Annotated in this window: 21 protein-coding genes and 1 tRNA gene; 20 read left to right on the top strand and 2 right to left on the bottom strand. The window is 43.6% G+C overall.

What is annotated here, in order from left to right; genetic code table 11:
• The first annotated feature begins 8 nt into the window (after positions 1 to 8).
• From LRM47_RS02235 to LRM47_RS02210, 6 genes are all read left to right on the top strand, one after another.
• Positions 9 to 341 carry a LexA family protein gene (locus LRM47_RS02235; RefSeq protein ID WP_243822661.1) on the top strand — a complete coding sequence of 111 codons (333 nt, stop codon included), beginning with the start codon at positions 9 to 11 and terminating at the stop codon, positions 339 to 341.
• Positions 342 to 382: 41 nt separating this feature from the next.
• Positions 383 to 457, top strand: a tRNA-Asn gene (locus tag LRM47_RS02230).
• A 102-nt stretch (positions 458 to 559) separates the two neighbouring features.
• On the top strand, positions 560 to 937 hold the full coding sequence (locus LRM47_RS02225) for a hypothetical protein (RefSeq protein ID WP_243822660.1): 378 nt from the start codon (positions 560 to 562) through the stop codon (positions 935 to 937).
• Positions 938 to 1,002: 65 nt separating this feature from the next.
• Entirely contained in the window at positions 1,003 to 1,767 is a 765-nt protein-coding gene (locus LRM47_RS02220; RefSeq protein ID WP_243822659.1) for a dolichyl-phosphate beta-glucosyltransferase, read from the top strand.
• Positions 1,751 to 3,445, top strand: coding sequence for an ArnT family glycosyltransferase (locus tag LRM47_RS02215; protein WP_243822658.1), 1,695 nt, complete (start codon positions 1,751 to 1,753; stop codon positions 3,443 to 3,445). The genes LRM47_RS02220 and LRM47_RS02215 overlap by 17 nt, the downstream gene beginning before the upstream one ends.
• Before the next feature lie 29 nt (positions 3,446 to 3,474).
• Positions 3,475 to 3,906: a hypothetical protein gene (locus LRM47_RS02210; protein WP_243822657.1), complete on the top strand. Its 432-nt coding sequence runs from the start codon at positions 3,475 to 3,477 to the stop codon at positions 3,904 to 3,906.
• A gap of 64 nt (positions 3,907 to 3,970) precedes the next feature.
• Here LRM47_RS02210 and LRM47_RS02205 read toward each other — a convergent pair whose 3' ends face one another.
• Both LRM47_RS02205 and LRM47_RS02200 read right to left on the bottom strand, forming a co-directional pair.
• Positions 3,971 to 5,689 (bottom strand): family 16 glycosylhydrolase, encoded by a 1,719-nt coding sequence (locus tag LRM47_RS02205; protein WP_243822656.1) that lies wholly within the window; start codon positions 5,687 to 5,689, stop codon positions 3,971 to 3,973.
• Positions 5,690 to 5,876: 187 nt separating this feature from the next.
• Entirely contained in the window at positions 5,877 to 7,124 is a 1,248-nt protein-coding gene (locus tag LRM47_RS02200) for a glycoside hydrolase family 16 protein (protein WP_243822655.1), read from the bottom strand.
• Positions 7,125 to 7,264: 140 nt separating this feature from the next.
• Here LRM47_RS02200 and LRM47_RS02195 point away from each other — a divergent pair, with 140 nt between their 5' ends.
• From LRM47_RS02195 to LRM47_RS02130, 14 genes are all read left to right on the top strand, one after another.
• Complete coding sequence (locus tag LRM47_RS02195; RefSeq protein WP_243822654.1) at positions 7,265 to 7,540, top strand: MarR family winged helix-turn-helix transcriptional regulator; 276 nt, start codon at positions 7,265 to 7,267, stop codon at positions 7,538 to 7,540.
• 38 nt (positions 7,541 to 7,578) lie between these two features.
• Positions 7,579 to 8,250, top strand: a complete 672-nt coding sequence (locus LRM47_RS02190; RefSeq protein ID WP_243822653.1) for a response regulator transcription factor — start codon at positions 7,579 to 7,581, stop codon at positions 8,248 to 8,250.
• Positions 8,247 to 9,236: a sensor histidine kinase gene (locus LRM47_RS02185; RefSeq protein ID WP_243822652.1), complete on the top strand. Its 990-nt coding sequence runs from the start codon at positions 8,247 to 8,249 to the stop codon at positions 9,234 to 9,236. The genes LRM47_RS02190 and LRM47_RS02185 overlap by 4 nt, the downstream gene beginning before the upstream one ends.
• Positions 9,237 to 9,361: 125 nt before the next feature.
• Entirely contained in the window at positions 9,362 to 10,945 is a 1,584-nt protein-coding gene (locus LRM47_RS02180; RefSeq protein ID WP_243822651.1) for a hypothetical protein, read from the top strand.
• An 87-nt stretch (positions 10,946 to 11,032) separates the two neighbouring features.
• Positions 11,033 to 12,040: a class F sortase gene (locus tag LRM47_RS02175; protein ID WP_243822650.1), complete on the top strand. Its 1,008-nt coding sequence runs from the start codon at positions 11,033 to 11,035 to the stop codon at positions 12,038 to 12,040.
• 24 nt (positions 12,041 to 12,064) lie between these two features.
• Positions 12,065 to 13,075 carry a hypothetical protein gene (locus tag LRM47_RS02170; RefSeq protein ID WP_243822649.1) on the top strand — a complete coding sequence of 337 codons (1,011 nt, stop codon included), beginning with the start codon at positions 12,065 to 12,067 and terminating at the stop codon, positions 13,073 to 13,075.
• Positions 13,072 to 13,611: a kinase gene (locus LRM47_RS02165; protein WP_243822648.1), complete on the top strand. Its 540-nt coding sequence runs from the start codon at positions 13,072 to 13,074 to the stop codon at positions 13,609 to 13,611. Before LRM47_RS02170 ends, LRM47_RS02165 begins: the two co-directional genes overlap by 4 nt.
• Before the next feature lie 159 nt (positions 13,612 to 13,770).
• Positions 13,771 to 15,897, top strand: a complete 2,127-nt coding sequence (locus LRM47_RS02160) for a ribonucleoside triphosphate reductase (RefSeq protein ID WP_243822647.1) — start codon at positions 13,771 to 13,773, stop codon at positions 15,895 to 15,897.
• A complete protein-coding gene (locus tag LRM47_RS02155) occupies positions 15,848 to 16,588 on the top strand; it encodes an anaerobic ribonucleoside-triphosphate reductase activating protein (protein ID WP_243822646.1) in 741 nt (246 codons plus the stop codon). The genes LRM47_RS02160 and LRM47_RS02155 overlap by 50 nt, the downstream gene beginning before the upstream one ends.
• On the top strand, positions 16,573 to 17,235 hold the full coding sequence (locus LRM47_RS02150) for a ferredoxin--NADP reductase (protein ID WP_243816722.1): 663 nt from the start codon (positions 16,573 to 16,575) through the stop codon (positions 17,233 to 17,235). Before LRM47_RS02155 ends, LRM47_RS02150 begins: the two co-directional genes overlap by 16 nt.
• Entirely contained in the window at positions 17,232 to 19,178 is a 1,947-nt protein-coding gene (locus LRM47_RS02145) for a hypothetical protein (RefSeq protein ID WP_243822645.1), read from the top strand. Before LRM47_RS02150 ends, LRM47_RS02145 begins: the two co-directional genes overlap by 4 nt.
• 94 nt (positions 19,179 to 19,272) lie before the next feature.
• Positions 19,273 to 19,917: a RadC family protein gene (gene radC, locus LRM47_RS02140; protein WP_243822644.1), complete on the top strand. Its 645-nt coding sequence runs from the start codon at positions 19,273 to 19,275 to the stop codon at positions 19,915 to 19,917.
• A 69-nt stretch (positions 19,918 to 19,986) separates the two neighbouring features.
• Positions 19,987 to 20,952 (top strand): ATP-binding protein, encoded by a 966-nt coding sequence (locus LRM47_RS02135; RefSeq protein WP_243777890.1) that lies wholly within the window; start codon positions 19,987 to 19,989, stop codon positions 20,950 to 20,952.
• Entirely contained in the window at positions 20,949 to 21,254 is a 306-nt protein-coding gene (locus tag LRM47_RS02130; protein WP_243777891.1) for an STAS-like domain-containing protein, read from the top strand. The genes LRM47_RS02135 and LRM47_RS02130 overlap by 4 nt, the downstream gene beginning before the upstream one ends.

The raw sequence follows: 21,254 nt of genomic DNA, 5'->3' as shown, positions 1-21,254 counted from the left end.
CTTTAGATATGAAACTGACGAAAAAGCAAAAAATAATGTTGGATTTTATCGATGGGTTTATAAAGGGTAATGGCTATAGTCCGACGCTTCGGGAAATTATGCGCGCCTTAGGCTATAAATCGGTGTCGACGGTGGCAAAACATGTTGATAATTTGGTGGCTGCGGGATTTTTGGAGAAGCAGGACGGCGAAGCTAGGTCTTTGACGCTGAGTAGTGAGAAAAAAGAAGTTTGGTGGCAAAATTTAGCGAAAGAAATTAAGAAGAGAGAAGCCGAGGACGACGAAAAATCACGTTCGGAAGTGGAGATTTTAAAAAAAGCATTGGAAATTGTCCGTCAGTAACTTTACAACTATTCAAAAACTCGCTATAATACAAGACATATTCCGGCATAGCTCAGTGGTAGAGCGGTTGGCTGTTAACCAATAGGTCGCTGGTTCGAGCCCAGCTGCCGGAGCCAAATCGAATTTTAAGACTTCAACAAGTATAGTTGAGGTCTTTTTTTATTGTTTTTGCAGTTATATGTTTCTAATAACGCGGAATAGGTGAGATAATAATGACTATGAATAACACTTATTGCGATGGTATGTGGGCTAGATTTCTTTCTAGTCAATGTTTACGGGATGATTTTAAGAGTAGCTCAAAGAGTAATGACTTAAAGGATATTTTTAACTTTGCTTATGACTTGGTGGATGACGCTGAAGATTTTGAGCAGCGATTTTCAGTGATTGCGCATATTGATCTTTATGGACATACTGTCGTAGACGGCTACTCATATGTTCGGCTGGTAAAAAATGAATTGTCAGAGATACGAAAGTTAGCGGAAGAGAGGCGAGAGGCTGATATCGTCATGCAAATAGATGATTTGATGAGGTTTATAGAGCTGAGCGTTAATAATGTAGATGGCGATGTAGTTTTATTGGTCTTTGATGGTATGTAAACGCTCTGAGATATTTGCAGATGTCTTAAAGCATTTTTACAGAACGCTTGTTTATAGTGGTTTGCATGAGAGCAATAACCACACCCCAACCATTAGCTAGGTCGCGACTTATTACGTCCTATTCTAGTCCATCGCCGTTTCGGGCGATAGCTAATCCATTTGTCGACATAGTTGTGCCGGTGCTGAACGAGGAGAAAATTCTTCAAAGCAGCATTGAAACGCTTGACGAATACATGATGGAAAATTTGCCATATCGCTATCAGATAACGATTGCGGATAACGGCAGTCAAGATAACACCTTAAAAATAGCGAAAAGCTTGGCGCAAAATCATAAATCAGTTCGTGTCGTAAGGCTGGCTGAACGCGGTCGCGGGCGAGCATTAAAGCAAGTCTGGCAAAGCAGTCAGGCGGACGTTCTGACGTATATGGATGTCGATTTGTCCACTAGCCTGGATGATTTTCTGCCGATGATTCAGCCGCTTGTGGCGGGCGAAGCGGGCGTGGCGATTGGTTCTCGATTGATGAAAAAATCAAAGACCAGCCGCGGTTTTAAGCGGGAGTTTATTTCACGGTGTTACAACAAGATTATCAAATTGACGTCGCGAACCAAATTTAGCGATGCGCAGTGCGGATTTAAGGCAATTCGTCGCGACGTGGCGAAGAGATTTTTGCCAAAAATTAAGGACAATGAATGGTTCTTCGACACAGAGCTTTTGATTAAAACGGAGCGCGCGGGCGTGCCGATTCACGAGCAACCCGTTACTTGGATTGAAGACACTGATAGTCGTGTGAAGATTGTAAAAACTGCGGTCGATGATTCATCGAGTTAATAAAGAATTGGACAATCGTTCGTGGCTTGAGAAAATGGCTCTTCCGATTCTGTTGATTGCGGCGGGCGCATTGTATATGTTTGGCGCGATGCATAATGGCATGGCAAATAGTTATTACGCGGCGGCAGTGAAACGGCAATTCGGCTTTGCTAGTGCGATGATTTCCGCAGTTACACTAATGTTAACTCCTGTTGCGGCGTTGATGTTTGGATTTAATAATCCAGACGCTATCTTGACCTTTATGCTCACCGCCAGCGGTTACGCATTTCTCAGGTCATTGGAAGGTAGGCGTCCGCTTTTATGGCTTGGTCTGGCGGGGCTGTTTACGGGACTAGCGTTTAACACGAAAATGCTCCAGGGCTTGATGGTTTTGCCTGCGATGGTAATTGTCTATCTAGCGTTCGCTAAGCCGCCAATTGTTACGCGATTTCTACATTTGATGTTTGCGGGTGTGATTACGACGGTGTCGACTTTATGGTGGAGCGTGCTTGTTTGGCTGACGCCGTCTGGTAATCGACCGTGGGTTGGTAGTACGAATGACAATAGTATTTGGAGTTTGATTTTTGGCTATAACGGATTTGGTCGGCTATTAGGAAGCCACGGCGGCGGAGGTGGCGGAACTCCTCCGAATAGTACTGGTATGGCAATGGCAAGTCCTGGCGGAATGGGCGGCGGCGCTCCCAGTGGCGGTCATGGTCCTGGAGGTACTGGATTTGGTGGGCAAACGGGAGTATTTAGGATATTCAATAATGATTTCGGACCGAACATCGCATGGCTACTAATTTTAGCATTAGCGAGCGGCGGACTACTCTTATGGATTTTGCGCAAGACTCCGCGGACTAATCGCGGGCGAGCGGCGGTTATATTCTGGATACTTTGGCTGATCATTCACATCGTAATATTTAGTATGACTAGCGGCGTGATTCATCCGTACTACGTGGTGGTTATGGCACCGGCTGTCGCGGCTCTGGTTGGGATTGGTGTGCCATTTCTGTGGGGCGCGTACATTAGACGAAAATCGTATGCTTGGATTTTGCCTATGCTGGTCGGCGTGACGGCGGCGATTGTGATAATTATTCTTAGCTACGCTGGTACGATGACTTGGCTAATGTGGACGGTTGGCATTCTGGGGGCTATCGGTATGATTGGGCTATTGGTCAATCTATATACGCCGAAACGTTGGCTTCAGAACTTGGCAATTATCACCTCCGTGGCTGCGTGTATGACCGCTCCGGTTGTTTACACTCTGTCGACCGTCAACGTTACGCATACGGGCAGTATTCCGACGGCAGGTCCAAGTTCAACAGCGATGCAGGGAAGCAATAATGAAAAATCTCAGGCAGACAGCGCGTTGGTTCAATATCTTTTACGAAACCAAAATGGTGCGACTTGGTTGGTGGCGGTGGATAGCGCGAATGAATCAGCGGCAATTCAGCTAACTAGCGGTCAGCCAGTCATGGCAATTGGCGGATTCAACGGCAGCGACACGCCACTCACGCTTGAACAATTTAAGCAGTTGGTGGCGGACGGCAAATTGAAATATTACGCCGCCAGCTCGCACGGTCATGGCGGTGGTCCAAACGGTGGAAATAGCGAAATCACAAATTGGATTAAGAAAAACGGTAAAGTCGTTAATTATGGAGGTAGTGATGTAACATTATACGAACTATCTGCATAGGAAATAAATTTAGCCAAAGGAGAAATATTATGAAAAGATTAGACCAAGAATCTCAAACAACACCAGAAAATATCTTTAACAATTCGGAAAGCACTTCGAACGAAAAACGCTCAATTAGCGTCGGCGCGGCAATAGGAATAGCAATTGGTGGCGTGGTTTTGTGCGGACTAGGATTTGTTGCGGGTATGCAAGTTGGCGGCTCCAGCGGAAGCCAAATGGGCGGGCAAGCTGGCGGTCCTCCAGGAATGAGCCAATCTCAAGGCGGTCCTGGCGGATCTAGGCAACAATCTGGCGGAAATGGCAGTATGCCCCAAGCTCAATCTGATCAATCAGGACAATCGGGTTCATCTTCAGCTGGGCAAACTCCGTCAGCTCGAAATAACACAACTAACACGCCGCCATCAGACGCTTCACAGTCTGGCGTAGCACCGCAACCAACTTCTCAATCCTCTCGACAATAAAAACCAACTCCTCAATAAAAAATTACCACCTCATCACGGGGTGGTAATTTTATGTAGTTGCAGGTTAGCGTAGAATTAATAGTCCTGCAGCAACTAATGCTAGAGTGGCGACAACACCTAAGAAGACATTAAATCCTGTGTTTGCGAGTAGACCACTTACAGCATTTTGAGGCTTATTAGCTGGATTGTGGGCGGCAGCTGATGGACTAGCAGGCTGTGGCTGTGGCTGAGGTTGTGGCTGAACCGCTCTAGGGATTGCTGATGTGTCAATGGCTAGAGTACCGCTAAACGTAGCTGAAACTGCCCCGATTGTTACGCTTCTTGTCCAAGGGGTATTCATGATAGTGGATGCTCCGTTGGCTGGCAGTGATAGCAACTGAATGTTTCCAGGAGTCGCTGTGTCGTTAATAACGTCTGCTGAGTTGGTCACGGAAACTACGTTTCCTGCCAAATCTCTCAATGGTGAAGCAAACGATTTGTCGTTAGGTTTAGCATTAGCTCGCTGGTCTTCAAGATTCAGTGAAGTTAGAGAAGTCAGTCCAGCCAGTGGGCTTATATCTGTAATCTTGTTTTCTTTAAGTGATAGAGTTTTCAGAGAAGTCAGTCCAGCCAGTGGGCTTAGATTTGAGATTGAGTTGTGATTTAACGACAAATTCTTAAGATTCTTGGCGGCTTCTATTCCAGTTAGGTTGGTAATGTTTGAGTTATCTAAGTTAAGATCTGTCAATTTTTCCAACTCTACGTCAGTAATTTTTTGATCTGCCGCACGAGTTGTACCAAGTTTTTCTCCTAGTTTTTCATTGAGCAGCTTGCGCAGTTCCGTGTCTTTGACTTCAACCTCTTTAGGCTCTCGCTTTTGATATACACGAACGTAGTCAACTGACATAGTTGCAGGGAATGTGCCTGGTTCTTCTGCTACGACATTGTAGGCATTCGACCATTTACCACCAGGGCCGTCGATATAAGTACCGCCAATTGCCATGTTAAGACGCAGGAAGAATGGTACGTCGAATGGTCCGTGCGGTGTGTTTGCGGCATTTGGTTGACCAAATCCTTCAACTGTATGATAGCTTTTTCCATCAATGAAGTATTCTAGCTTTCCTTCGGTCCATTTTACTCCATATGTATGCCAGTCAGTAGTATTTGAAAAGCCTGCCGGTAGGTCCGATTTGTGGCTGTTCTTGTGTGTCTTATTGGTTATGGATTTTCCCCAGTGTGCATCCGCGGCAGCATAGTCCAAATCAGAGCCCTTTGTTTCTACGATGTCGATTTCGCCATTCATAGGCCACCCGTCGCCGTATCTTTTTTCATTAGGGCTCATCCAGAATGCTGGCCAGGTGCTCTTATTATTTGGCATTTTTATTCGAGCCTCAAAATATCCGTAAGTCCAGGTTTTCTTGTCTCTTGTTTCTATAAATCCAGAGGTAAAATCTTTATTTTTGCCCTTATTACAGGTTACGCCTGGTTTATATAGACCGATCAGATTCAGGCTACCTCCACTGACGTTTATATTTTCCGCGGATTCTGTATAGCACCCCTGAACCTCACTAGCGTTCCAGCCTCCTGTGTATGGAGACCATACGTTCGTATCTAGTGAATCTCCATTAAATTCATCTGACCAGACTTTCTCATATTCACTATCTGTTGGCGGATATGGACTTCCTGCACTTTTGGCATTGTCTATAGGCAGGGTGAATATCGATCCACTAATAATAGCTGTAGCTATCATTAATCCAGTTACCGCCTTAAACTTTGTATTCAAAAAACGTTTTTTTATTAACATTTTTTATCTCTCCCAATATTTTGATATTTAACACCACTATAACAATAAGCGGAATAAAAGTAAAGTTTAATATGTAGCTATTTTAACAACATGATTACAGAGGTGTTGGTTGCTGGAGTTTCAGGTTGAAATAAAAAATTGCCACCCCATAATGAGATGACAATTTTTCTGTAAACGCCTAAGCTAGTTAGCGATTAATAGTTAAGTTTACTGATTTTAGAGATTTGATGTTAGAGACTGCTCTTAGGTCGAAGACAGAGTTGTTCTTAAGAGATAAGGACTTGAGGTTTTTAGCTGCCTCTAAGCCTGTTAAATCGTGAATTTTTTCTGCTTCTGATGCGTTGTCGGCTGCGTCTAGGTTAAGATCTGTCAATTTTTCTAGCTCTACGTCAGTAATTTTTTGATCGTCTTTACGAACAGTACTAAGCGCTGTTGACAGGTTTTTATTAAGTTGAGCGCGCAAGTTATTGTCTGGTACATTGACTTCTTTAGCTGTTCGTCTTTCGTATACGCGGACGTAATCGATTGACATAGTTGCTGGGAATGACTCTGGATATTTAGCTAGGGCATTGTAGGCGTTTGACCATTTACTACCTTGGCCGTCAATGTAATCACCGCCAATTGCTAAGTTAAGTCGTAGAAAGAACGACTTGTCAAACGGACCATAAGGTGTATTTGCTGCGTTTGGCCATCCAAAACTACTGACTGTATGGAATTTTACGCCGTCAATGTAATATTCCAATTTTCCTTCAGTCCATTTTACGCCGTAAGTGTGCCACTGAGTAGTGTCTTTAAATCCAGCTGGCAATTTTTTACCTTGGGCATGCTTCTTGTATCCTGGTGAGATTCCCCAGTGAGCATCTGCTGCCGCGTAATCTAAATTAGAACCTTTAGTCTCTACGATGTCAATTTCACCACTGCGAGGCCAACTGCCATACGTAGATTCGTTAGGGCTCATCCAAAATGCCGGCCAAGTACTCTTATTATTTGGCATTTTTATACGAGCCTCAATGTAGCCGTAAGTCCAAAATCTTTTGCCCTTTGTTTCTACAAATCCAGAGGTGAAGTTGCCGCTTTTTTCATTGCCGCTACACCTTTCTCCTGGCTTGTATAGTCCAACTAGATTTAGACTACCATTTTTAACGTTGACGTTTTCTTCCTTGTCCCTATAGCAACTTTGAACGTGGTTTGCACCCCATCCGCCGCTACGTACATTCCAAGACTCTTTATCTAACGATGTGCCATTAAACTCGTCACGCCAAACAGGTTCTGTGTTCCAGTGGGTGCTATCATTTAATGGATAATCATCGCTGACGACACCCTTAGCTTGTCCAGTCGGCAAGGTAAGTAGCGACCCGCCAATGATTAGTCCAGCGGTTATCACTCCAGTTAATATTTTAACTTTTGTATTTAAAAAGCGTTTTCTTATTAACATACACTCCCCTTAAATTTATGTTAGAAGCCAATTATAACAACAAGCATAATAAAAATAAAAGTAGAATAGTCAATTTTACAGCAAAATTAAAGAATGCTCGTTTATCATAATAACTATCATTAACCAGAGAAAGGAATATTATGAATAGAATTCAAGCAAAAGAAGTTAATTTAACAACAAACGAGGCGTTAATTTTACAACAAATCTATGAAGATGGTAGTGATGACGTCGTAGTTTTAGCTGGGCAAGTTGGTTTGTCGCGTCGAACAGTAATGAATATTTTGGTGGATTTGCGTCGTAAAGGTTTGATGGCAATTGATCAGATATACGGTGACGCGTGGGTGCGATTAACAGCACGCGGCAAACGATTAGTCCAGAAAATTTGGCCAGAAGCGCAAATGATATCGATGTGTTAGTATATGAAATTATTGAGATATAAAGGTATAATATATATGTGAGAGTTTTACTGATTGAAGATGACGTTACGATTGCTCGACTATTAAAAGAAGGGTTGGAAGACGAGTCGTATGCAGTTGATGTGGCGAATGATGGCAGTGAAGGCTATCGAACTGCTGCTGATGATTATGATGTTATTATTTTGGACATAATGTTGCCAGGAATGAATGGCTATGAAGTTTGTCGAACCCTGAGGAATGACGGTGATAAAACGCCGATTTTAATGTTGACTGCGCGTGATACAGAACGTGATATTGTTGAAGGTTTGGACACGGGGGCAGATGATTATTTAGCTAAGCCGTTTAGCTTTGATGTATTGTTGGCTCGCATAAGGGCGTTACTTCGTAGACCGAATGAGAAATTGGAGGAAATTCTTCAGGTGGGCGATTTGAAACTTGATCCAAGCTCAAAAAAAGTAACGCGAGCTTCGCAGGAAATTAACTTGACCGCTAAGGAATATGGTGTTCTGGAATATTTGATGCGAAATAAAGGTAAAGTTTTATCAAAAGAACAGATTATATCGCACGTTTGGGATTTTGACGCGGACGTATTACCGAATAATGTTGAGTTATTTATTATGTTTTTGCGCCGAAAAATTGATAAGCCATTTAAGTCGAAATTAATTCACACGGTTTCTGGTTTTGGCTATAAATTAGAGGAAAAATCATGAAACAGCAACGCGTCAAGCGACTAGCACTGAGCTATTTGGCTGTGATTATGACGTTATCGTTGGTATTTAGTGTGATTATTTATGCTGTTACCTCGACGCAACTTAACCGAGAATTGCCACCTGATGACCATATTAAGCAATCTGCGGATATTGAATATCAATTTCATCATCGGTTAGAGCGACGCGACAATGAAACGCGTGAAATGATGGTAATATCTTTAATTGCGTTAAATGGTGTGATGTTGGCGTTTGGCTATTGGTTAAGTCTAGTGTTGGCACGAAGAACGCTGGCGCCAATTGAACGGTCAATTGAGCAGCAAGCCCAATTTGTGTCTAATGCCAGCCATGAACTAAGAACTCCGTTGGCAGCGTTACTTTTGAGCAATGAAATAGCGATGCGTAAGCGTGTGCTGACCGACGAAAAAGCTCGTCAGGTTTTGAGCCAAAACGTTGAGGAAATTAAAAAACTGACTAACCTTAGCAATTCGTTGCTGGATTTGGCGAAGTCGGAAAATGCTTTGAATGATCCAGAGTCAATTGATATTTCTGAAATTATTAAAGAGGTTATAAGACAGTATTCTCAGGTTGCAAAAGCAAAGCAGGTTAAGATTTTTCATGATATTCCAGATGGTCAAAAGGTAACTTTGCAAGTAAATGCGGCTCGTCAGATTTTATCAATTTTGGTGGACAATGCTATTAAATACGCGCCGCAAAAAGTCGGCGAAGTAAAGATTTGGGTCAGGCTGAATAAAAATTCTGTGGAATTTATAGTTAAAGATAATGGACCAGGCATTTCGTCAAATGATCAAAAACACATTTTCGAGAGATTTTATCGTGCAGACGCAGCACGGACTCGAACCGACGCGTCGGGCTATGGTTTGGGGCTGGCAATTGCTAAAACTCTGGCGGATCGTTGTGGTTATACTATTCGCATCAAAAGTAAACCGTCAGCTGGCGCGGAATTTATACTAGTTATTCCAAACTAATAACAGATAGAATATATAGTTTTTTGTTGTATTTTATACAATTATGCTTGTAAAGCTCATTTAGTAATGATATTGTGAGGTCACAAATTAAATAAAAACACAAACGTGTACGGGAGGGAAACAAAATGGGTGTTTCTTATACTAAAATAATCGGCGCCGCGTCGGTGGCGGCTATTGTTGGCATAGTGGCGCTTCATTCGCCGGTAAGTGCTGCGCCAGCTTCATTTACGTGGACTGGCTCTGCTGGTGACCATAAAATGTCAACCGCTGGCAACTGGAAAGAAGGTCAAGTACCAACAGAAGGCTCTAAGTTGGTATTTAAGTGTGTTGATGGGCCTACTGAAAATATTCAGAACGATTTAACGGTAGCTCTGTCAGGCTTAGAGGTTAAAAAGCTGGATAGTCTTCCTGACGGTAAGTCGTGCGCCGACTATAATATTGATACGATGCGGTTTACGTCAGATGCTGAATTTACTGGAGATCATACCAGTAGCGATAGTAAAGATGAGCGTAAAATCCCTAAAGTTTATATTGTTGGCACTATTAATGGCTTATCAAACTTGAAGTCTAATGGATTTGATGGTGGACTTGAGGAGGGAGTTGAAGAAAAAAATAGGTCGACTATAAATCGTTTTGAGGTTGCAAATTCTGGCTGTAATGACATAGCTGGTGTGAAAGCTTCAGAGATAATTGTCGGAGAGAACGCCGGTGCGTGGCCAAAAAACGCTAACAGTGTTACTATTAAGAACAAAGGTCAACTAGACATTAGTTATTATAGCGATGAGACAAGTTCCAGTAAAATCACTTTTGAAAATGGCTCGATGATTTCTAGTGGAATACGTTGTTATTACGTTGCAAGTCATCAGAATGTGACGACGGTTCTGTCTGGCGACATTACACTTAATGGTGACGTTGAGTATCAGCTGGCACCAAATGTCACATTGAAGATTACTGGTAAACTTAGTGGTCCAGGTAAACTGGTTGCTCATAAAGATAATGAAGGTACAGTACTGGTTGAGTCTTCAAATAACACTAGTGGCACCCCGAACGGTCAGATTGGTCATACTAACGAGGCTAAAACAATACAATTAGACGGCGACAAGCCTGATGAGTTTGTGACTGTTAAAAAAGGTGAAACAGTTTTACTAAATGGTAGTCGCTCTCATGTGACCGTTCGTGAAGGTGGTGTATTTGGCGGTGATGCCACGGTAAAGGGTCTTTATGTATCAGGTATTGTTTCTCCGGGCAACTCACCAGGTAAAATTACTGTACTGGAAGGTTTCTCTCTAAATAATACCGGTGTATATAAGGCTGAAATCTTAAACAAGGATCACTATGATCAGATTGTTGCACACGATGTTTATCTAAAGGGTAGTCTAGACTTAACATACTTGGCTGGTGGTGTCATTAAGAAGGGCGATACCTTTACGATCATCGGCAACAACGGCACTAACCCTGTCCAGGGAACGTTTAAGGACTTACCAGAAGGTGCAGAAGTAACTGTAAGTGGTGCAACCTTCAAGATTAGTTATGTTGGCGGTGACGGTAATGATGTTGTACTGACGGCACAGAATGACTCAAAAGCTCCAAAAGCTCCAAATACAGGTGGTGAAAAATTGTCTGTTAATTTGATTGGGGCTATAACTGGAGTCGCTTCAGCAGCCGCTCTGCTATTCGTAACAAAGCGAAAGAGTCTTAGTAAGAAGTAAAGAGCCGAAGTAAAGGCTTAAAAAATCGACAGGCACGCCATAAGCGGTTTGACGCAGAGCGTGCCTGTTGGCTACAATGAGGTAGATATGGTACGGGGAGAACGAAATATACGCAATTTACAGACACCGCCAAATGCTAGGGGTCGAGTGGTCGTACCGCGACGCAGGCTGATGAGTGATATTGTTGTAAATGTGACTGATAGTGTGAATATGAAGCATACTGCGGATATTGCTCATCATTCTGCGTCAACTAAGAAAAAACAGCCTCGGCAGTGTATAAAATCATCAAAGAAACCTACGCTAATTAATAAAAAACTGACTCGAGCAGCCCGCTTGCTAGATATCTATGGAGAGTCTGTGTTTGTCGGTGATTTTCGGGGTAGCAAGCAGAGATATATTAAGCAATCTTTGCGAAATATTTTAGGTGGTAATTTTCGTAAAAAGCTTCCTGGCGTAATTGCAGTTATTCTTTTGACAATCTCGATATATTCGTTTGTTGACTCTTGGCTGTTGAATAGTCGAATAAAGAACGCCGTTAATGGGGCGCCAGTAACAGCACGTAGCGATGATTCTAATGATCATAGAAGTAGTGAAGGTAAAGATGAAACTAAAGTCTCAGATGATGTGATCGCTAAGTATAAAGTAGCTGCGGACTTGCCGCGAGTCATCACCATTGAGAAGTTGGGGGTTAAGGCTAGGGTTTTGCAAATGAGCGTCAATTCGGACGGTTCAATGCAGTCACCTGTCAACATCTTTGATGCTGGATGGTATACCGGCAGTGTTAAGCCAGGTCAGTTAGGCGCATCTATTATTGTCGGACATGCGTCGGGTATAACTTCAGGTGGAGTTTTTAATAAGCTAGAGTCTTTGAATGCCGGTGATACGATTAGTGTCGAGCGTGGCGATGGTAAAATACTGCGTTATCAGGTGATAAAAAAACAAACAGTTAAATTATCTGACGTGGATATGAATAGTTTTATTCGGCCAGCTGATGGTGTATCTGAGGGTCTGAATTTGATGACGTGCGCAGGGGAATGGATAAAAAATTCCCAAACTCGTAATAACCGAGTAATGATATTTACTAAGCGGATTTAAGTTGTCTGATGTTATAATTTATGCATGGGAACATTGCCAGATCACGATAAATTATTAACCGACAGAGCCTTGCAGTGTGCGGCGGCGGAGCTAAACGTTGATTTATCTGAATTACGGATCACGCCAGTAAGTGGCGGCTTTTCGCTTAATCGCCGAGCGTTAGTGTCGTCTGGTGATCGAACAATTTTCGTTAAAGAAGTTGATGCTAATTTATTGTCGGATGAGGGCGAGCGGGAATTAGGCTGGCTAAAAAAAGATTATGCAGTGACACGTTTGTTACAGAAAACTTATCCGCAATATGTTGCTGATTGGACTAAATTGGCCGATGATGGTCACGTGCTAATGACGAGCAGTTACGCTTCGTCAGATGAGTGGTTGTGGCAACCTCCGACGGATAACTCTGTCGCGGAACGTTATATTTCGACGGTGATAACCGCGGTTCGCGAGTTGGAAAAAATAAAATTGCCGCAGGAGCTAATTGAAGAATTGCAACTACAACCGTTTGTGGCGAGAGAGCTTGGCTTAGATGATGGAATTGATCAGATTATTGCTGACGCTGATATTCGTCGTCGGTTGATTGATAATTATCAAAAACTATTGCCAAGTCAGTTGGAGATTAATCAGCGGCGTTGTCAGGCTATAATTGAGCTGTTAGAAAAGCGCGATGAGTTGACTGATATTTCGATGCGCGCTAAAGAATTTGTCAAGCAGACGGAAGATTGCTTTAATCATTCGGATGTTCGTAGTGATAATCTGGCATTTAATCCGCAAACTGGTGAGTTGAAGTTGGTTGACTGGAACTGGGCTTCCTATGCGCCCCAGGGATCTGGTGCGACAGAATTTCTGGTTGATATGGCGCGCCATGGTCATGACGTAACGCCGTGGCTAGGTGAGTTGAACGTGGAAATGCTGGCGTCATTTGTCGGATTTTTCCTTACACGTAGCCTCAAGCCACCACTCAAGCCGGGTGATAATCTTCGTCAAATGCAGGCGTTATCAGCGGCTGTTGCTTACGATTTACTGGAGCGTATGTGACGGCCTCTCATCCGCTAATCATTCTCCGCGGTAATTCTGGTTGCGGCAAAACCAGTACGGCGCGCTTACTCCAGCGTCAACTAGGTTGCGGCACGATGTTGGTGTCACAGGATGTGGTGCGCCGGGAAATACTGCGCGTGAAAGATAGCGAAAGCAATCCGGCGATTCAGCTGATTTACGATCTATGCATGTATGGCAATAACGTTGGTTATACGGTGATTTTGGAGGGTATTTTGAGCAATAAAAAATACGGCGCGATGCTGCGCCGGCTGCTGGATGATTTTCAGGGTGAAAAACTGATTTATTATTTTGACGTATCGTTTGAGGAAACGGTGCGCCGCCACGCTACCAAGCCAAACGCTCATGAATTTGGCGAATCAGAAATGCGCCAGTGGTGGAAAGATCAAGATGTTTTGAATGTACCAGGCGAGCAGCGAATCGGCGAACAGCTGTCTCAGGCAGAAATTGTCGATCTGATTCATCGCGACGTTTTGGCATTATCAGAGGGAGCAAATGCTTCCGCATCTCGCATGTAAATAATACAATGTACTTTCATTGACAGACGCTATATATCGCGTGTATATTCAATATTAAGCACTACATATGGTGTTTTAGAAAATAAATAACGTTTTTTGCAACATGTGCCCACTGGAGAGGTTGGGCTGGTTTGCTATTTTTATAAATAAGGAGGGGGAATGTATAAATCAATTAAAAAACGCGATGGTCGAACCGCTAAATTTGATCGGAAAAAAATTGAAAAAGCAATTGAAAAAGCAGGACTGGAAACTGGTGAATTTGACGCCGCTCAAGCAGTTGAATTGACTGACAAGGTTTTGGGTGTTTTGGAAACTCGTAACCAAAAGCGCCTACCAAGCGTTGAAGATATTCAGGACATTGTTGAGGATGCGTTGATTGACTCTAAGTTTAAGAAAACAGCAAAGGCGTACATTATTTACCGCGATCAGCATAAAAAATTGCGCGAAATTACTTCTAATGCGCACGTTGATTTGATTGATAAATATCTGGAAAATTTGGACTGGAAAGTTAATGAAAACTCTAATATGGGCTACAGCCTGCAGGGTTTGAATAACTATGTTTCAGCGGAAATTACGAAGACTTACTGGCTGGATAAGATTTATACATCGAAGATTGGGCAAGCTCACAAAGAAGGCGACTTGCACATTCACGACCTTAACTTGCTAAGTGTTTATTGTGTTGGTTGGGATTTGACTGACTTATTACAAGAAGGATTTACTGGCGTTGCTGGTAAGGTTGCTTCTAAGCCAGCTAAGCATTTCCGATCAGCGCTTGGTCAAGTTGTAAACTTCTTTTATACATTACAGGGCGAAGCGGCTGGCGCGCAGGCTTTTTCTGATTTTGATACACTATTAGCACCGTTTATTCGTGCCGACAAATTGAGCTATGATGAAGTAAAACAGGCTATTCAAGAATTCGTCTTTAATGTTAATGTGCCGACTCGTGTTGGTTTCCAGACGCCGTTTACCAACATTACACTTGACCTTGAATGTCCAAAGCATATGGCAGATAATCCAGTGATTATTGGTGGCGAAATGCAGGACACGACATATGGCGAATATCAAGAAGAAATGAATATGCTAAACAAGGCGCTACTGGAGGTTCTTTCTGAAGGCGACGCTAATGGTCGAGTCTTTACGTTCCCGATTCCAACAGTTAATATCACCAAGGACTTCAATTGGGATAATCCAGTGATTGAAAGTTTGTGGGAAGCTAGCGCTAAATACGGCATTCCGTACTTCTCAAACTTCATTAATTCCGACATGGATCCAGAAGATGCGCGCTCAATGTGTTGTCGATTGCGTATTGATAATCGTCAATTGGAATATCGTGGCGGCGGCTTGTTCGGCTCAAATCCAATGACTGGTTCGGTCGGTGTGGTAACAATAAACTTGCCACGACTGGCGCTAAAGTCTAAGAACGAAAAAGAATTCTTTAAGGGATTGGCTGAACTTATGGATATGGCAAAAGACAGTTTGGAAACCAAGCGTAAAGTTTTGGAGCGATTGACCGACGCCAATTTGTATCCGTACACTAAGTTTTATTTGCGAAACATTAAGCAACGCTTCAATCAATATTGGAAGAACCATTTTTCAACCATTGGTTTGATCGGTACGAACGAGGCGGCGCTTAATTTACTAGGCGTTGATATTGGCACGGAAAAAGGTAAGGCTTTTGCTGAGAAGACGCTTGATTTTATGCGCGATCGTTTGGTGGAATATCAGAAGGAAACTGGCAATAATTACAATCTTGAGGCAACGCCGGCTGAAGGCACGACTTATCGATTGGCGCAACTTGATAAAGCCAGCTTCCCAGATCGAGCGCATTTTGCTAACGGAATTGGCGCGGAAGTTAAATGTCCGTTCTATACCAACTCTAGCCACTTGCCAGTTAATTACACGGACGATTTGTTTGAGTTGATGGATCTTCAGGACAATTTGCAAACCAAGTACACGGGCGGCACGGTGATTCACTTCTTCTTAGGTGAGCGCATGGACGATCCGCAAACTTTGAAAAAATTGGTGAAAACGATTTGTGAAAATTACAAATTGCCATACTTCACGTTCAGTCCAAGCTTCTCAATTTGCAAGAATCACGGCTATATTGTCGGTGAGCATCCAGAATGTCCAAAGTGTGGTGAAGCTACTGAAGTTTACTCACGCGTGGTTGGTTTCTTGCGTCCAGTTTCTCAATGGAATAAAGGCAAGCAAGCAGAATTTGATATGAGGGAGCATTATGACAATGCCGCCGAACACCAGCGACTTAGCGCCGTCGCGGCAGCTTAAAGTGTCAATCGGTGGAATTCAGAAGCTGTCGCTCGTGGATTATCCAGGGCATGTGGCGGCAGCTCTGTTTCTCTCTGGTTGCAATATGCGGTGCGGTTATTGCCATAATCCTGAATTGGTATTACCTGAACGATTGGCGCCGAGTATTCCAGTTGATGAAGTGATGATATTTCTAAAATCGCGAGTTGGTCGGCTGGACGGCGTGGTGATTTCTGGCGGTGAGCCAACGGTAAATGAAGATTTGCCGGAGTTATGTCGGATGATTAAGAAACTTGGTTTTGACATTAAGTTGGACACCAATGGTACGCATCCAGATATAGTTCGCGGAATGGTTGAAGAGGGGCTGATTGACTTTATTGCGATGGATGTAAAAGGTCCGCTGGAAAAATATGTTGAGATTGCGGCGCGACCGATTGATTTGGAAGCGATCAAGGAGAATGTTCGGTTGATGATTGATTCGGGAATTGATCACGAATTTCGTACGACGATTGTTCGTGAGCAACTAGAAGTTAGCGATTTTGAGAAGATTGGCGAGCTGGTTAAGGGCGCGAAGAGATTTGCCTTGCAGCATTTTCGCACCGGCACGACAATTAGTCCAAAGTTCGCGAATTACCACACTTTTACTGACGAAGAATTTAGAGAAGCTCAGAAAATAATGGAAAGGTACGTTGGAGAATGCGTGATTCATTAGAGGTTGAAATTGTGCGCGTCCGTCAGGAAAATCCTGAAGTGAAGACGTTATATTTTGCGCGACCGTTCGACTTTACCGCCGGACAATATATTACGGTTTTTATTGATGGTAGTAGCGTGCGTGAAGGGAAGGCTTATAGCATTTCTTCTACTCCTGACGATGAGCTAATGTCAATTACTGTGAAGAATGTTGGTGGTGAATTTTCTAGCTATTTATGTTCACGGAATGTTGGCGATAAATTACAAATTAGCCACGCTTATGGCGATTTTAATCCGCAAACAGAAAGTCCTTTGGTCGGAATTGCTGCGGGCTGCGGACTTAGTCCAATTTGGAGCGTTATGGCAAGTTCTAGCCAGCCGACGTTTTTATATTTTAGCCAAAAATCGCCAGAATATATGGTTTTTGGAAATGAGCTAGCGGCGTCAAATATTAAAGTGAAGAAGTTCAGTACTCGCCAGCAGATTGAGGAAAAAGATGGTTGGTTTAACGGTCGATTTAATGTGGAAAAAATTGTTCACGAAACGCCAGAAGATGCGCATTTTTTGGTCTGTGGAAGTTTGCCATTTGTTAGAGATGTTTGGCAAAAATTATCCGCCGCCGGCGTAAGTGAATTGAAGATTTCAACGGAGACGTTTTTTGAGCAATGATTGGGGTGACGACTACAGTAGAATTATCATCGACAGTAATTGATGGTGATGATTTTGATGTGTTTTTGTCGCTGAGAGATGGCAATATTAGCGAGGATTTTTCGTCTAGTGTTGGTGAAGAAGTGGCTGATGGTGTAGGTCGGTTTGATTTGGTGGCGGTAGCTAGCGGTGAAGCAGAGTTACCTTCTACCGAGAAAGTATCAGCGTCAATTGGTCAAACGGCATGTGCGACATGTGTTGGCTGCCCATTTCTTAGTCAGTGCGTAAAACCTCAGGCGTTAGTCATGAAACAGGAGTCGGAAAGACAGGAGAATGTATCTGATGATATGAATTCTGCGGATGAAGAGGTGATTCCTAATTTGTTGGAAATGACACCAAAACAAAGCTATTTGGATAGACTATTGGCTCCAGATGATTTCGATAGTCTGGATGAAAATGGACGCGGAGAATTGGTGTTGGCGGGATATTCAGAGTCTACCGATTATCAAGAGCCTATTATTAAAAAAGCACCTGAGCCAGTGGTATCAGAGGCGAAGCCCATAGATTTGACAACTAAAACAAATAAGTCAACTGAGAAACTCATACCGCAGGAACGAGAAGATAAAACTTCGACTAACCAGGCGGTTGAAGCTTCGGGCGAGGATGTGGGCATTGAGAAGATAGGGGTGGTCAGTCCTTCGGTGGAGATGAAGCCGCACATTATTGATTCTATTTCTGACGCAGTGCATAATGACAGCAAGAAGCCGGCACCAGAGTCCTTAGATGCGCCGACAAAGACGGAAAATGCGCCGGTATCGGTAGTGATAGATAAGAACACCCAAACCGTTGATGATAATAGCAATTCGCTGGAACATGAAACTGTTTACCCTGCGACTAGCGATAATAAGATTGCCGCTAAGGTTGTAGAGTCTGAGCCGAGCCGAGCAGCAGAAAATGATGAAAGTGCTTTTACGTCAATTTCCGAGCAGCAGCACTTGGCAGCACAATTTGATGCAGTAGGGGCGGATAAATCTGCGATTACGGGACCAATTGACAATTCTGGTACGAAAGCACCAATATACATTCAATCTAACGAGATTAATATAGATGCGACGCCGGATTATAATAATTCTGTCGAATCGACTGACATTGTTGATAATGAGCGGCTGGTTGATACCGCAATAGTTGATGAAGCTAAGGTTGATCCTCCAAACGAGGAGATTGACATATTGGCGGCGGATCAAATTTTCACTGATACACAGGTCTTGTCAATTGAGCAACTTGACTATAGTGGTACGGCGATAGAGCGTAGTCATGGTAAGGATAATGATTTTTGGGCTGAAGAAGATGCGGTTTTCTTTATCGAACGGCAGGAGTCCCCAGTAGTAGAGTCGGAAGCGTCTTCTGCTGAAGCAGTGACGATTGCGCTGCCGGTAGAAACGATTACAGTGCGTGAAGAAACTGATGACTCTGAGCCAGAGGAACAAGTAATTATTTCCACCTCACCGATTATTGAGCCAACACTTGATGTTGAGTCGGACGAGGTGGTAACGAAAATTCCAGAGGAATGTCTCGTGCTTCGTGAGGAGTTTGTGAAAATATCGGAAAAAAGCGATTTGCTGCGCAGCGATGATGAAATTGAAAGTGTAATTATGGATGTTAGTGACATAAAATCAGGCATCAACCTGTCCGGAGAGCAAGCAGAACTTAACGATATTCTGGATGATTGTGTCTATAATGGCGAAGAAAGTGTCGCGAATGGTGATGATTTGCTGATGAATACCCATCCATCATCTGGTTTACGGTCAGACGATAGTCCGCTAAATCCAGAAGAGGGAGTGGTGGTAACGACTCAATCAAACGCGGACGATACGTCGTTGGTGTCGCGGCTGGTTGGCATGTTGGTGGTGGCGATGTGTGTGGCGCGCGGCCGACAAGCTAGAGCGATTCCGAATAGCTGGTGATCTTTGCGTGGTGTAAGCGATAAATAGGGCTGCGCGAAATGATAGCGCGAAGATTGGTAGCTGATGAATGGTTAAAGCCTGATATAATGAAACTATGAAAGTGCTCGACAAGCCGAAAATTGATCGTCCCCGCGAGAAGTTGGCACGTTACGGTACGGCGCGGCTGAGCGACTTGGAGCTGTTGATGGCGATTATTGGCAGCGGTAATGCTCGGGCCGATGTCGGCAAGATTGCGCGCGAGGTGCTGAAAATTTTGCGTCAAAAGGGCGGTGATGTTTCGTATGATGATCTGCGTAGCGTGGTTGGTTTGGGTGAAGCGAAAATCCCGGTGATTTTGGCGAGTTTGGAACTGGCGCGGCGGTACTTGCTGGACAGCGACCAGCCAATCATCGACAGTCCAGAAAAGGCGGTCGAGCTACTGGCCGACATTCGCGACAAAAAGCAGGAATATTTTGCTTGCCTGACACTGGACGGTGCGAATCGTTTGATTGCCAAGCGGGTGGTGACTATCGGTACGTTGACGGCCAGCCTGGTACACCCGCGCGAGGTTTTCGCCGACGCCATCGCCGATCGTGCCGCCAGCATCATCGTGGCACATAATCATCCGAGCGGGAGTTTGGAGGCGAGTCAAGCAGACCGGGAAGTAACGCACCGTTTACGCCAGGCGGGTGAACTGTTAGGAATTAGTTTGGTTGATCATATTATATTGACAAAACATTCGTACAAGTCAATTACATAAAATCACGTATATTTCCCCGTAGGATACATATTGACAAGAAATGTATCCTACGGGTATACTGTTTATAGTATGAGGGTATTTCTGTCGAATCAGGGAAACTTGCGCAATATACAAACCTTTTTGCGGTCTATTGATTGGTCTAAACCTAAAGAGCTGGAAATTGCGACGCACGATAAATGGATAACAGTTCACCCGGCTAACCTTGCCTTGGTGGCTGCTTTGGCCATGCAAGTTGGTAAGAATAAAACGAAAATTATTGGTACAGTCCCAGCTACCGGTATTTATCTTGATAGAATGGGGCTTTACAACTTAGCAAGCACAGTATCGCCATTTACATATCAAGAAAAAGAAGCAGCTGGGCGATTTGTGCCGCTAACTGTCATAAAAACACCCGAAGACCAATCTTATTTTATCGCCGAAATGATACCATTGCTGCACCTGCCGGAAAAGGACGCGATGGTTATCAAATATATTATTGGCGAACTGGTGCGCAATGTTTTAGAGCATGCTAACGCAAAGTGCGGCGCTATCGTTGCCGCGCAATACTATAAAAAAACGAATAAAGTCAGTATCGCCATCTGTGATACCGGTATAGGAATCTGGAAAAGCATGAACGAGACGTGGCATCCAAAAGATGATCTGGAAGCGGTACGGTACAGTCTTACTCCGGGCATAACAGGAACAACTTCGCGAGAGGGTGGTACGAGTGAAAATGCTGGTGCCGGATTGTTTTTTATTAAATCAATTGCCAAGATTACCCGCAGTTATTTTACGATATACAGCGGCAAGGCAGAATATACGCTGCTGAAAAATAGGACCGACCAAAAATCGATTACATTATACGCCGACCCGTTTCGCGACAATAGTAGGCGGACTAATGATTTGGGAGATTTTCACGGCACGCTAGTTGCTGTAGACATCGCGCTGGATAACACACCAGAGTTTAAAGCAATCATGTCTCATATTGGCAGCGTATACGGCGAAGCGATTCGTGAACGAAAGAGAATAAAATACAGGAGGCCAAATTTTATATGATCATCCATTTGCAGCCAGTTGTCGGCTCGTTTGCTGAGAATAAAGAAAAGGCTAAGGAGCTGCGTGTAAACAAAATTATGCCAACCCTAGCTCAGCGAAAAAAAGTCACATTAGATTTCAAAGGCGTTGATGGTGCAACCCAGTCGTTTATTCACGCTCTCATCAGCGATCCAATCCGCAAGTATGGCGACGAAGCCTACGATAAGTTGTACTATAAAAATATCAACGAAGATGTGAAAGAAATCGTATCTACGGTCTACCGATACATGCAAGAAAGCCTAGACGGTGGGAGTGGCGAATAA

This window comes from Candidatus Nanosynbacter sp. TM7-076, from assembly GCF_022828325.1.
GTDB lineage: Bacteria > Patescibacteriota > Saccharimonadia > Saccharimonadales > Saccharimonadaceae > Nanosynbacter.
This window is presented reverse-complemented; position numbering and strand designations above follow the sequence as displayed.